The sequence below is a fragment of the Streptomyces sp. SS7 genome (assembly GCF_037993025.1).
Lineage (GTDB): Bacteria > Actinomycetota > Actinomycetes > Streptomycetales > Streptomycetaceae > Streptomyces.
Window position 1 is genome coordinate 7,163,318 of record NZ_CP141223.1, and the last position, 12,378, is coordinate 7,175,695.

Annotated in this window: 11 protein-coding genes and 1 riboswitch; of the genes, 8 read left to right on the forward strand and 3 right to left on the reverse strand. The window is 70.2% G+C overall.

Annotated elements, in window-relative coordinates:
- The first annotated feature begins 19 nt into the window (after positions 1-19).
- From U5640_RS32875 to U5640_RS32885, 3 genes are read left to right on the forward strand one after another with little or no spacing between them, the layout of a single operon-like run.
- The gene (locus U5640_RS32875) at positions 20-832 is read left to right on the forward strand and encodes a c-type cytochrome (RefSeq protein WP_340380591.1); all 813 of its coding nucleotides are present in this window, start codon (positions 20-22) and stop codon (positions 830-832) included.
- A complete protein-coding gene (locus tag U5640_RS32880; protein WP_340380593.1) occupies positions 829-1,890 on the forward strand; it encodes a Rieske 2Fe-2S domain-containing protein in 1,062 nt (353 codons plus the stop codon). Before U5640_RS32875 ends, U5640_RS32880 begins: the two co-directional genes overlap by 4 nt.
- Positions 1,887-3,524: a cytochrome bc complex cytochrome b subunit gene (locus U5640_RS32885; RefSeq protein WP_340380595.1), complete on the forward strand. Its 1,638-nt coding sequence runs from the start codon at positions 1,887-1,889 to the stop codon at positions 3,522-3,524. Before U5640_RS32880 ends, U5640_RS32885 begins: the two co-directional genes overlap by 4 nt.
- 79 nt (positions 3,525-3,603) lie before the next feature.
- On the opposite strand, the gene U5640_RS32890 is transcribed toward U5640_RS32885, so the two are convergent.
- Positions 3,604-5,250 carry an IS1182 family transposase gene (locus U5640_RS32890; protein WP_340374757.1) on the reverse strand — a complete coding sequence of 549 codons (1,647 nt, stop codon included), beginning with the start codon at positions 5,248-5,250 and terminating at the stop codon, positions 3,604-3,606.
- A 175-nt stretch (positions 5,251-5,425) separates the two neighbouring features.
- Between U5640_RS32890 and trpD the strand changes: the two genes are divergently transcribed.
- Positions 5,426-6,490, forward strand: a complete 1,065-nt coding sequence (trpD, locus tag U5640_RS32895) for an anthranilate phosphoribosyltransferase (RefSeq protein WP_340380597.1) — start codon at positions 5,426-5,428, stop codon at positions 6,488-6,490.
- Between the two features lie 108 nt (positions 6,491-6,598).
- Positions 6,599-6,715, forward strand: a riboswitch (SAM riboswitch).
- Between the two features lie 165 nt (positions 6,716-6,880).
- Positions 6,881-8,251, forward strand: coding sequence for an aminotransferase class V-fold PLP-dependent enzyme (locus tag U5640_RS32900; protein ID WP_340380599.1), 1,371 nt, complete (start codon positions 6,881-6,883; stop codon positions 8,249-8,251).
- A gap of 33 nt (positions 8,252-8,284) precedes the next feature.
- Here U5640_RS32900 and U5640_RS32905 read toward each other — a convergent pair whose 3' ends face one another.
- Together U5640_RS32905 and U5640_RS32910 are read right to left on the reverse strand one after the other, a co-directional pair.
- A complete protein-coding gene (locus U5640_RS32905; protein ID WP_067245114.1) occupies positions 8,285-8,566 on the reverse strand; it encodes an Lrp/AsnC ligand binding domain-containing protein in 282 nt (93 codons plus the stop codon).
- Positions 8,563-9,297 (reverse strand): rhomboid family intramembrane serine protease, encoded by a 735-nt coding sequence (locus U5640_RS32910; protein WP_340380602.1) that lies wholly within the window; start codon positions 9,295-9,297, stop codon positions 8,563-8,565. Before U5640_RS32910 ends, U5640_RS32905 begins: the two co-directional genes overlap by 4 nt.
- A gap of 175 nt (positions 9,298-9,472) precedes the next feature.
- Here U5640_RS32910 and U5640_RS32915 point away from each other — a divergent pair, with 175 nt between their 5' ends.
- The 3 genes from U5640_RS32915 (at position 9,473) to U5640_RS32925 (ending at position 12,346) form a co-directional block, all read left to right on the forward strand.
- A complete protein-coding gene (locus tag U5640_RS32915) occupies positions 9,473-9,712 on the forward strand; it encodes a hypothetical protein (RefSeq protein ID WP_014672226.1) in 240 nt (79 codons plus the stop codon).
- 37 nt (positions 9,713-9,749) lie between these two features.
- A complete protein-coding gene (locus U5640_RS32920; protein ID WP_340380643.1) occupies positions 9,750-11,093 on the forward strand; it encodes an NYN domain-containing protein in 1,344 nt (447 codons plus the stop codon).
- A 212-nt stretch (positions 11,094-11,305) separates the two neighbouring features.
- Positions 11,306-12,346 (forward strand): NlpC/P60 family protein, encoded by a 1,041-nt coding sequence (locus U5640_RS32925; protein WP_340380645.1) that lies wholly within the window; start codon positions 11,306-11,308, stop codon positions 12,344-12,346.
- Positions 12,347-12,378: the final 32 nt, after the last annotated feature.

Consider the following 12,378-nt stretch of genomic DNA (forward strand, 5'->3'; position numbering starts at 1 on the left):
CCTGACACCGGGGTAATCCGTGAAAAAGCTCTCCGCACGACGACGCCATCCGCTGGCGGCGCTCGTCGTCCTACTCCTCGCGCTGGCGTGCACGGGGGGGCTGTACGCCGCGTTCGCGCCCGCGAGCAAGGCGCAGGCAGATGAAACCGCCCAGTCCCTGGCCATCGACGAAGGCAAGAAGCTCTTCGCCGTAGGCTGCGCCAGCTGCCACGGCACCAAGGGTCAGGGCAGCTCCGACGGCCCGAGCCTGGTCGGCGTCGGCGCCGCCGCCGTCGACTTCCAGGTCGGCACCGGGCGTATGCCCGCCGCGACCTCCCAGGGCGCCCAGGTGCCGCGGAAGAAGGTCATCTACACCCAGGCCCAGATCGACCAGCTGGCCGCCTACATCGCCTCGCTCGGCGCCGGTCCGAACGTCCCGACCGACGCCGAGTACGGCACGGAGGACGCCGACATCGCCAAGGGCGGCGAGCTGTTCCGCACCAACTGCGCGCAGTGCCACACGACCGGCGGCAAGGGCGGTGCCCTGACCCACGGCAAGTTCGCACCGCCGCTCGACGGCGTGTCCCCGAAGCACATCTACGAGGCCATGCAGACCGGTCCGCAGAACATGCCGTCCTTCCCGGACACCACGCTCACCGAGCAGAACAAGAAGGACATCATCGCGTACCTGAACGCGATCGACGGCGACGAGACGGTGAACCCGGGCGGTCTCGACCTGGGCGGCCTCGGCCCGGTCAGCGAGGGTCTCTTCGCGTGGATCTTCGGTCTCGGTGCGTTGATCGCGGTCGCCGTCTGGGTCGCCGCTCGGACCGCAAAGGCCAAGAAGTCATGAGTAGCCAAGACATTCCAGAAGAGAACCTGCCCGCTGAGCAGGACAGCCACGGCCACGGCGGGGTAGCCGTCGCGGACGAGAAGAACCCGTTCGCCGACCCCGGACTGCCGCCCCACGAGCACCGCATCCAGGACATCGACGAGCGGGCCGCCAAGCGGTCCGAGCGCGCGGTCGCCCTGCTGTTCACGGTGTCGATGCTCGCCACCGTCGGCTTCATCGTCTCGTACGTGGCGATCCCGATCGACAAGTCGATCTTCGTCTTCCCGATCGGGCACATCAGCGCGCTGAACTTCGCGCTGGGTCTGACCCTCGGCACGGCGCTGTTCACCATCGGCGCCGGCGCGGTCCACTGGGCCCGCACGCTGATGTCCGACGTCGAGGTCGCCGACGACCGTCACCCGATCGCCGCCGAGCCCGAGGTCCGTGCCAAGGTCCACGCGGACTTCCGGCAGGGTGCCAAGGAGTCGGTGATCGGCCGTCGCAAGCTGATCCGCAACACGATGTTCGGCGCGCTCGCCCTGGTACCGCTCTCGGGTGTCATGCTGCTGCGCGACCTCGGTCCGCTGCCCGAGGACAAGCTGCGCCACACGCTGTGGGCCAAGGGCAAGCTCCTCGTCAACATGAACACGAACGAGCCGCTGCGTCCCTCGGACGTGGCCGTCGGTTCGCTCACCTTCGCCAAGCCCGGCGGCCTGGAGGAGCACGACGAGGACTTCCAGAACGAGATCGCCAAGGCGGCCCTGATGATCGTCCGGCTCCAGCCGGAGGACATCAAGGACAAGCAGGAACTCGAGTGGTCCCACCAGGGCATCGTGGCCTACTCGAAGATCTGCACCCACGTCGGCTGCCCGATCTCGCTGTACGAGCAGCAGACGCACCACGTGCTGTGCCCCTGCCACCAGTCCACCTTCGACCTCTCCGACGGCGCCAAGGTCATCTTCGGCCCGGCCGGTCACGCCCTGCCGCAGCTGCGCATCGGCGTGAACGACGAGGGCTACCTCGAGGCGCTCGGCGACTTCGAAGAGCCCGTCGGTCCTGCCTTCTGGGAGCGCGGATGAGCACCAACGAGAACGCACAGTCCCGCGACCGCGGGAAGGCACCGGCCGGCGAGCGGATCGCCGACTGGGCCGACGGCCGGCTGGGGATCTACTCCCTGGCCAAGGCCAACATGCGCAAGATCTTCCCCGACCACTGGTCGTTCATGCTCGGCGAAGTGTGCATGTACAGCTTCATCATCATCATCCTCACGGGTGTGTACCTGACGCTGTTCTTCCACCCGTCGATGAACGAGGTGGAGTACCACGGCAGCTACGTCCCGCTGCAGGGACAGCTGATGTCCGAGGCGTTCAACTCGACCATGCACATCTCCTTCGACGTGCGCGGTGGTCTGCTCATCCGGCAGATCCACCACTGGGCGGCGCTGATCTTCCTCGCCGGCATGTTCGTGCACATGATGCGCGTGTTCTTCACCGGCGCGTTCCGCAAGCCGCGTGAGATCAACTGGCTGTTCGGCTTCCTGCTGTTCGTCCTGGGCATGTTCACCGGCTTCACCGGTTACTCGCTCCCGGACGACCTGCTCTCCGGCACCGGTGTCCGCTTCACCGAGGGCGCCATCCTGTCGATGCCGATCGTCGGCACGTACATCTCGATGTTCCTCTTCGGCGGCGAGTTCCCCGGCCACGACTTCGTGGCGCGGTTCTACTCGATCCACATCCTGCTGCTGCCGGGCATCATGCTCGGCCTGATGGTGGCGCACCTGATCCTGGTCTTCTACCACAAGCACACGCAGTTCGCGGGCCCCGGCAAGAGCAACAAGAACGTCGTCGGCATGCCCCTGCTGCCCGTGTACATGGCGAAGGCGGGCGGCTTCTTCTTCCTGGTCTTCGGCACGATCGCGGCCATCGCGGCGCTCGCGCAGATCAACCCGGTGTGGGTCTTCGGCCCCTACCGTCCGGACCAGGTGTCCACCGGCGCCCAGCCCGACTGGTACATGGGCTTCGCCGAGGGTCTGATCCGCTTCATGCCGGGCTGGGAGGTCAACATCTGGGGCCACACGCTGGTCCTGGGCGTCTTCATCCCGCTGGTCCTGTTCGGTGTCGTCCTCGCGGCGCTGGCGCTGTACCCGTTCATCGAGTCGTGGATCACCGGCGACAAGCGCGAGCACCACATCCTGGACCGTCCGCGCAACGCCCCCACGCGCACCGCGCTGGGCGTCGCCTGGGTCACGATGTACATGATCACGCTGGTCGGCGGTGGCAACGACCTGTGGGCCACCCACTTCCACCTGTCGATCAACTCGATCACCTGGTTCGTCCGGATCTTCTTCTTCGCCGGACCGGTCATCGCGTACATCCTCACCAAGCGCATCTGCCTCGGCCTCCAGCGCCGCGACAAGGACAAGGTGCTGCACGGTCGCGAGACCGGCACCATCAAGCGCCTGCCGCACGGTGAGTTCATCGAGGTCCACGAGCCGCTCAGCCAGGAGCAGCTCTTCACCCTCACGGCGCACGAGCAGTACGAGCCGGCCGCGGTCGGCCCGGCGGTCGACGAGAACGGCGTCGAGCGCAAGATCACGCGGTCCGAGAAGCTGCGCGCCAAGATCAGCGGCGCGTACTTCGGCGAGGACCAGCAGATCCCGAAGCCGACCGTCGAGGAGTACAAGGAGATCACGAGCGGCCACGGCCACCACTGATCGTCCGGCGTCGCCACGCCGAGTGTGAAGGGCCCCGTCCGGTGTTCGGACGCTGTTGGTAAATCCGCCCCGCTGGATCTCATCCAGCGGGGCGGAGTGCTGCGAAGGGTGAGACTCGTGTGCGGGCAAGGGGCCGGCCGGTGAGCCAGGCGTCGAGTCGTGCCAGGTTGATCGCAGCGCCGGTGAAGTGGTGTTGCAGCCGGGTCTTGGCAAGCCCGCGGTAGCGGGATCTGCGCAGGCCGAACGCCTGGACGCCTTGGGAGATCGTGCCCTCGACGCCGGCGCGGTGTCCGTAGCGACGGCGCCAGTGGTCGGTGTCCTGCTCGCTGCGGGCCTGCCGGAGGATCTCGTGTTCGGCCTTCGGCCGCAGGGTCAGGTTGCGGCCGGTTTCGGCGGTGGTGCAGGAGGTCCGCAGTTCGCAGGGTCCGCAGTGGCGTTCGGCGAAGCGGACGCGGGTGACCGGGGTGCCGTACTGGCTCCGGGCGTCTCGCCACTGGACGCTGGTGTGGCCGCCGGGGCAGACGGCCTGGCGCTGGTCCCAGTCGACGGTGAAACGGGTGCTGTCGAAGAAGCCGCCTGCCGTCTGTTGCCGGATGGTGTTCTTCCCGACCGGTCCGACGAGGTTGATGCCGTGATCGCGACGGGCGTGGTGGATCTGCTCGGCATCGACGTATCCGGCGTCCACCAGGTGTTCGTCCGGCACCAGCCCGCGGCCGGCCAGAGCGGTGTGGATGTCCTCCAGGGCGGCGTCGTCCCTCACCGGCGCCGTGGTGGTGTGGATGTGGGTGATCAGGTGCGGGGCGTCGGGCTCGCAGGTCTCGCTGAGATGGACCTTGTAGCCGGACCAGCCCAGATCCCGCTTCGCGCCGGTCCTGGCCTCGGGCTCGTGCGGGGTGCGTAAGCGGATCAGGCCAGGCGGTGTGTTCTTCGGCTCGCGCCAGCGCACGACGCCGTCGACCTGGTGGAACTGCTGCACCCATGTCTGACGCAGGAACTCCACCGCGGGCAGGTCACGCAGGGCGGGCGGAGCCTGGGGCGACCGGATGGCGCGCAGCAGCACCATCCCGTCGGCTCCGCACTGGTCGCCGTGCTCGACACGGGCAGCCCACCGAGAGGGGAAACGGGTGTCCTCCGGCCGGGCGGAGTAGCGGTCGAACCACTGCGGCGCCGCCATCGTCACCAGCCACTCCCCGGCCACCTCGGCGACCTGGTTCAGTGCCGCCCGCAGTGTCTCGACCACGAACTCCAGCCGGTTCAGATCCCTCGTCGCGGCCAGTACGTGGGTGGCGTCCGTGCGCTGGCGCTTGCCCGCCTTGACCAGGCCGGCCTCACCGGCCGCCCGCAGCACCGCATCGAACACGGCCCCGCCCGCGTCGCCCTCGATGAGCCGCGCACGGAACTCACTGAGCACCGAGAAGTCGAAGCCCGTGTCGGTCAGCTCCAGCGACAGGGCGTACTTCCAGTCCAGCCTCGAGCGCACCGCGTGCGCGGCCTGCCGGTCGGTCAGCCCCTCCGCGAACTGCAACACCGACACCAGCGCCAGCCTGGCCGGCGACACCACCGGTCGCCCCCGCACCGGGAACAGCTCCTCGAAGTCGGCATCGGCGAAGACCGGCCCGAGCGCATCCCGCACCCGCATCGCCAGACACCCCTTCGGGAACACCGCGCGAGCCACCCGCGCCGTCTCCTCAGGAATCTCCGCCAGATCCACCCCACGCAACGACACGAACCCACCCCAGAAACACGACGACGGCCTGCACAACCCCAACGGGGTCATGCAGGCCGTCGTCACTCAGGCCCCCGCATTTACCAACAGCGTCCGGTGTTCGGACGGGGCCCTTCACCGTGTCCTGACCTGGATAAGGTGGCCCCACGTGGTTCTACGACACCCAGGAGCGGCTATGAGCGCTGTGACCCCCGCTGGAGGCGACACCGCGGCGGGCCGTTCCTGGCCCGACGTGCTGAACGCCCTGCTCTACGGCCGTGACCAGAGCGCCGACGCCACCGCCTGGGCGATGGACCGGATCATGCGGGGGGAGGCGACGGACGCGCAGATCGCCGGGTTCGTGGTGGCGCTGCGGGCCAAGGGCGAGACCGTCGAGGAGATCAACGGGCTCGTGCGGACGATGTACGAGCACGCCAACACGATCGAGGTGCCGGGCCGGACCGTCGACATCGTCGGTACCGGCGGCGACGGCGCCAAGACCGTCAACATCTCCACCATGTCGGCGATCGTGGTCGCCGGCAGCGGCGTCACCGTCGTCAAGCACGGCAACCGGGCCGCGTCCTCCGCCTCCGGCGCCTCGGACGTGCTGGAGAAGCTGGGCGTCAATCTGGAGCTGACCCCGGCGCGGGTGGCCGAGGTGGCCCGGGAGGCCGGGATCACCTTCTGCTTCGCGATCAAGTTCCATCCGGCGCTGCGTCACGCGGGTGCCGCGCGCGGGCAGTTGGGCATCCGCACGGTCTTCAACATCCTCGGCCCGCTGACCAACCCGGCCCGGGTGCGGGCCCAGGCGGTCGGCGTCGCGGACCCGCGGATGGCCCCGGTCGTCGCGGGCGTCTTCGCCGAGCGCGGCCACTCCTCGCTGGTGTTCCGGGGCGACGACGGCCTCGACGAGCTGACCACCACCGCCACCTCACGGGTGTGGGTGGTACGCGACGGCAAGGTCACCGAGGAGGTCTTCGACCCGCGGGACGTCGGCCTCGAGCTGGTACCGGTGGAGGCCCTGCGGGGCGGCGACCCGTCGTACAACGCGGAGGTCGCCCGCCGCCTGCTGGAGGGCGAGCAGGGCCCCGTGCGGGACGCCGTGCTGCTGAACTCGGCGGCCGCCCTGGTCGCCGTGGAGCCGGGCACGGGCACCCTCGCGGAGCAGATCCGCGCCGGCATGGACCGCGCGGCCGAGTCCATCGACTCGGGCGCCGCGAAGCGGGCCCTGGACCGCTGGGTCGCCGCCACCCACGCGTAAGCCGCGTCCCCGCGCCTTCTGGGGCGCTTTCGCACCGCGGGTCGTGCGGTCCCGTCATTCGGACACGAGTTGCGGGACCGCGATCACTTCCCGTACGTTCCTGTACCAGGTCATGAGTGACAGTCATGAGGCCCCGGCCGACTGTCCGGCAACCCTCCGTCCGTGGCGGGGTGCCCCGGGTGAGGACCAGGCCGTAGGCAGCGAGGTCTACGGCAAGCGCGGACCCCTCGCGAAACACCAGGGGTCCTGGTCGTCGAGGGAGCCTTCTGTGAGCAAGCGAATGCGCTAGGGCGCCGAGCCCCGCCTCCGCACACCCCCTTTCACCTTTCTCCGTGCTCGAGCCGTAGCGGCTCGCACGGTGATTCCGCTTGCCCTTCACAGGAGTTCGCCATGTCCGTCTCCAGCGCTGCCACCGTCCGCCCCGTTTGTGACCTTTCGCAGGAGCTGCCCGTTCTCGGCAGGGATGTCACCGTCCCGCTCGTCACCGGCGGCGAGGTCACCTACGCCGCGCTCGACTACGCCGCCAGCGCCCCCGCCCTCCAGCGCGTCTGGGACGACGTGGCGGCCTACGCCCCGTACTACGGCAGCGTCCACCGCGGTGCCGGCTACCTCTCCCAGCTCTCCACGGACCTGTTCGAGAACGCCCGCCGCACGGTCACCGCGTTCCTGGACTGCCGGGAGGACGACCAGCTGGTCTTCACCCGCTCCACCACCGACTCGCTGAACCTGCTGGCCGCCGCCCTGCCGGCCGGCTGCCAGGTGTTCGTCTTCGAGACCGAGCACCACGCGTCCCTGCTGCCCTGGAAGGACGCCCGGGTCACCTACCTCGACGCCCCGCGCACCCCGCAGCAGGCCGTCGAGACCCTGGAGCGGGCCCTCGCCGCCCGTGACCCGCACGGCCCGGCCCTGGTCTGCGTCACCGGCGCCTCCAACGTCACCGGCGAGCTGTGGCCCGTGCGCGAGCTCGCGGCCGCCGCCCACGCGCACGGTGCCCGGATCGTCCTGGACGCGGCCCAGCTCGCCCCGCACCACCCGGTGTCCGTCCGTGACCTGGACGTCGACTACGTGGCGTTCTCCGGGCACAAGCTGTACGCCCCGTTCGGCTCCGGCGTGCTGGCCGGACGCGCCGACTGGCTCCGGGCGGCCGACCCCTACCTCGCGGGCGGCGGCGCCAGCCGCAAGGTCACCCGGCGCGAGGACGGGGGAGTGGACGTGGAGTGGCACGAGACCGCGGCCCGCCACGAGGCCGGCTCCCCGAACGTCATCGGCGCCTACTCCATCGCCTCGGCCTGCAGGGCCCTCACGGAGGCCGGCTTCGACACCCTCGTCGCCCGTGAGCAGCACCTGATCGCCCGGGTGCGGGCGGGCCTCGCCGAGGTCCCGCAGGTCAGGATCCTGTCCCTGTTCGGCGACGACGCCCCGCGGGTCGGCGTGATCTCCTTCGTCGTGGAGGGCTGGAACAGCTCCCACTTCGCCGCGGCGCTCTCCGCGGAGTACGGCATCGGCGTCCGCGACGGCCTCTTCTGCGCCCACCCCCTGGTCCGCACCCTGCTGGGCAGCGAGCCCCAGGCCCAGGGCGAGTGCGGTGCCCCCGAGGCGGCCCCGGGCGAGAAGTCCCTCAACGCCATCCGGGTGAGCTTCGGCGCCGGCACCCCCGACGAGCACGTGGACCGCTTCGTCGCGGCGGTCCGCGAGCTGGTGAGCGAGGGCCCGAAGTGGACGTACCGCACGGAGGACGGCCGCTGCGTCCCGGCGGTGTGAGGCGTCGTGGCGCCGGGGGCGGGGTTCAGCCGGTCAGGAGTCCAGGCCGATCGCGAACGCCGCCTCCAGGTCGTGCTGGGAGTACGTGCGGAACGCCACGTGGGTGTCCGTGGCCTCGACGCCGGGGATCTTGCTGATGCTGCCCGGGATGACCTCCGCGAGGTCCTCGTGCTGCTGCACCCGGACCATGGCGATCAGGTCGTACGTCCCGGTCACGGAGAACACCTCGCTCACGGAGTCCAGCGCCGCGATCCGCTCGGCGATCTCGGGGATCCGGTCCACGCTGGTCTTGATGAGGACGATCGCGGTGATCACGGCTGGTTCTCTCCCTCGGGGGCCGGAGCTGGGGCGGCCCTCACTCTAGTGCCCCGGCCGAAACGCGCCCACGCGTAGGCGAAGCCCAGGCCGAAGCCCACCAGGTGCGCCAGATAGGCCACGCCGGGCCCCTGGGCCGCCTGCCCCACCGCGACCCACTGGAGCGCCGCCCAGAACGGCAGCACCACCCACGCCGGGAACCGCAGCGGCAGGAAGAACAGGAACGGCAGCAGGCTGGTCACCCGGGCCCGCGGGAACAGGTACAGGAAGGCGCCCAGGACCGCAGAGATCGCCCCGGAGGCGCCCACCAGCGACTGCGGGGACCCGGCGTGCGCGGCCGCGTACCCGAGCAGGGCGAGACAGCCGCAGGACAGGTAGAGGAGGGTGAACGCGACGCGGCCCATCCGCTGCTCGGTCATCGCCCCGAAGACGTACAGGAAGAGCATGTTGCCCAGCAGGTGGACCCAGCTGCCGTGGACGAAGAGGGCCGTGGCGGGGGTCAGGACGGCGCGCGCGGAGCCCGCGAAGAGTTCCGCCGGGACCACGCCCCAGCGGCGGAAATAGGCCCGCTGGGCGGCCATGAGCCCCTCCCCGGTGCCGTACGCCGGATCGAGCCCCGAGGCCGGGCCGATCATGAAGACCAGACAGCACACGGCGATCAGCCCGTACGTCACCGGCGCGGAGGGGGCGCGCAGCGCCTTGCGGAGGGACCCGCTCCAGTTGCCGATCATGGCTGTAAAGCATGACGTACCGGGACAGAAGCATCCTGTGCGCCTCGCCGCCGGGGCAGGCCCCGTGGACGGACGGGCGGCGAGTACCCGCCAGGCCGTAGGGTTACGAGCCATGCACAGCGGGGAGCCTCCGGCGCGACCCCGCCGGAAGACCGACACTAGAAGGACAGTCACGATGACGGTTCCCCTGCCGACCGCGACCACGCGGTGGCGCTGCACCCTCTGCGGCAACCTGACCAGGTTCGACGTGACGCGCTCGTCGAAGGTCGTCGAGTACGTGCACCTCGACCTCGCCGGGGAGCCGACGGTGGAGGAGCGCGAGGTGGTCAGTGAGACCATCGAGTCGGTGCGGTGCCGCTGGTGCAACGCCGTGGACCAGGTGGAACTCGTGGATCGGCCGGGCGCCGGCTCCTGAGCGGAGTCGGCCCCGTACAGGTATTGGGGTGTGACGGATGGTGGAGAGCGCAGGCGGGGGGCCGGGCGACGGCGCCGCCGAGATGCTCGACCGTCCGCTGCCCGACGGCGTGCGCCGCCGGGTCGTGCAGATCGTCTCCGACGGCTTCGGCGGCCTGACCGTCGCCGAACTGCCGGCCCAGTTGCGGCAGTACGCCCGCTTCGCCCCGAATCGCCGGGCGAAGTTCGCGGGCAACGCGATGGCGGCCGCCCTGGAGACGGATCCGCTGTTCCGGCAGCGCATCGCCGAGAAGTTCAGAGACGCCCAGCCGGAGCTGTCCGGCGCCCTGGACTCCGGCTCGCCGACCCCGGCCGCGGACCCGCTCGATGTGGCGGCCGCGGCCTATGTGCTGCGGCCCCCCGGCTGGGTGAAGCTGGTGACGGCGGCAGGCGAGGAGGCCCAGCGCGCGGACGCCGAGCGGGCCGACGAGGAGAGCCGGGCCGAGCTGGAGCGGCTGCGCGAGGAACTGGCGCAGGCCCGTGAGCAGACCCGTGCGGACACCGAGCGGCTGCGCGCCGAGCTGGACGCGGCCAAGAAGGACGCGGAATCGCTGCACCGCAAGCTGCGTTCGGCCCTCAGCGACGTCAAGCGCGGCGAGGCGGCCCTGCGCAAGGTGCAGGGCGAGATCGAGGCCGTACGCGCCGAGGGGCAGGCCCAGGTGTCCGCCGCCGAGAGCGAGAGCCGGCGGCTCAAGGCGCGCCTCGGGGAGGCCGAGGCGGCCCTGGAGGCCACCCGGCGGGCGGCCCGCGAGGGGCGCAGTGTCGAGGACATGCGGGTGCGGCTGCTGCTGGACACCGTGCTCGACGCCGCCCAAGGGCTGCGCAGGGAGCTGGCGTTGCCGCCGGTGTCGGTCCGCCCCGCGGAAACGGTCGATGCGGTCGAACCAGGACGAATGACCCCGAAGGACATCGCTGCGCGCGCCCTGTCGGAACACGATCCGGCCATTCTCGACCAGTTGCTGGCCCTGCCCCAGGCGCATCTGGTCGTCGACGGCTACAACGTGACCAAGACCGGCTATCCGCAGATGCCGTTGGAGAAGCAGCGGCTGCGGCTGCTCGGGCAGCTCTCGGCGCTCGCCGCCCAGACCGGCGCCGAGGTCACCTGTGTCTTCGACGGGGCCGAACTGGCCGCTCCGGTGCTGCTGGCGCCGCCGCGCGGGGTGCGGGTGCTGTTCTCCAAGGCGGGGGTCACCGCCGACGAACTCATCCGCCAGCTGGTGCGGGCCGAGCCTCCGGGCAGGCCGGTCATCGTCGCCTCGACCGACCGCGAGGTCGCCGACGGGGTCGCCAAGGCGGGTGCCCGACCCGTGGCTTCCGCGATGCTTCTCAAGCGACTGTCCTGAAAGTCGAAGGTGCGGGTTTAATGCCCGAATTGGCGGGATCGTCACGCAACGTAGGGTCAAGCGCGCATCACAGCATGTGAGTTGCGGGAAAAAACTGCGTTGCGTGACGTGATTTTTGTGGCGGGGGATTTGAACTGATCACAGCGAGGTCACTAAGGTCTGGTGCTCGAACCTCCACACGGGTGATCACTCAAAAGAAGGAGCCCGTCTCCGTGGCGTCCCACCGTCGACCGAAGCAGCCGAGCCGCGCACGCGTGACCGTGCTGACCACCGCAGCCGCCGCTGCCGTCGTGCTGAGCTCCCAGGCCGCCAACGCGGCCCCCAGCGAGAAGCTCAGCAAGGACGAGGTGAAGACCAAGGTCGACAAGCTCTACGAGGAGACGGAGCAGGCCACCGAGAAGCTCAACGGGGCCGAGGAGAAGCAGGAGAAGCTCCAGAAGGAGATCTCCACCATCCAGGACAACGTCGCCCGCGGCCAGGAGGAGCTCAACGAGCTGCGCGACTCCATAGGCCTGGCGGCCGCCGCCCAGTACCGCACGGGCACCATCGACTCCTCCCTCCAGCTCTTCCTGTCCTCCAACCCGGACGACTACCTGGACAAGGCCTCCACCGCCGACCAGCTCAGCGCCCAGCAGGTCGAGGCGCTGAAGAAGATCCAGGAGAAGCAGCGCGAGCTCGCGCAGGAGCGCTCCGAGGCCGCCGACAAGCTCAAGGACCTCTCGGCCACCCGCGCCGAGCTGGCCAAGCAGAAGAAGGCCGTCCAGAGCAAGCTCGCCCAGGCGCAGAAGCTGCTCAACACCCTCACCGCCAAGGAGAAGGCCGCGCTGGCCGCCGACGACGCGCGCGCCAGCCGCTCCTCCGCCGACCGCGTCGACCTCGGTGACACCGGGACCGCCTCCGGCCGCGCCGCCGCCGCCTTCTCGGCCGCCCAGTCCAAGATCGGCTCGCCGTACGTCTACGGCGCCTCCGGCCCCTCCTCGTTCGACTGCTCGGGGCTCACCTCCTGGGCCTACGCCCAGGCCGGCGTCTCCATCCCGCGCACCTCCGAGGCGCAGTCCAGCTACGGCACGAAGATCTACTCCGTCAGCGATCTCAAGGTCGGCGACCTGGTGTTCTTCTTCAACGACCTGCACCACGTGGGCCTGTACGCGGGCAACGGCCAGATCCTGCACGCCCCGCGCACCGGCACGGTCGTCCGCTACGAGTCGATGGACACCATCGGCGGCCCCTTCATGTGGGGCGTCCGCGTCTGAGCCGTCCGGAGCCCCGGTCCCTCCAAGATCAG

Excerpts from the sequence above, each read along its gene's own strand:
- U5640_RS32915 (WP_014672226.1), top strand. The coding sequence starts at position 9,473 with ATGACGGTTCCCCTGCCGACCGCGACCACGCGGTGGCGCTGCACCCTC.
- trpD (WP_340380597.1), top strand. The coding sequence starts at position 5,426 with ATGAGCGCTGTGACCCCCGCTGGAGGCGACACCGCGGCGGGCCGTTCC.
- U5640_RS32880 (WP_340380593.1), top strand. The coding sequence starts at position 829 with ATGAGTAGCCAAGACATTCCAGAAGAGAACCTGCCCGCTGAGCAGGAC.
- U5640_RS32900 (WP_340380599.1), top strand. The coding sequence starts at position 6,881 with ATGTCCGTCTCCAGCGCTGCCACCGTCCGCCCCGTTTGTGACCTTTCG.
- U5640_RS32920 (WP_340380643.1), top strand. The coding sequence starts at position 9,750 with ATGGTGGAGAGCGCAGGCGGGGGGCCGGGCGACGGCGCCGCCGAGATG.
- U5640_RS32885 (WP_340380595.1), top strand. The coding sequence starts at position 1,887 with ATGAGCACCAACGAGAACGCACAGTCCCGCGACCGCGGGAAGGCACCG.
- U5640_RS32910 (WP_340380602.1), bottom strand. The coding sequence starts at position 9,297 with ATGATCGGCAACTGGAGCGGGTCCCTCCGCAAGGCGCTGCGCGCCCCC.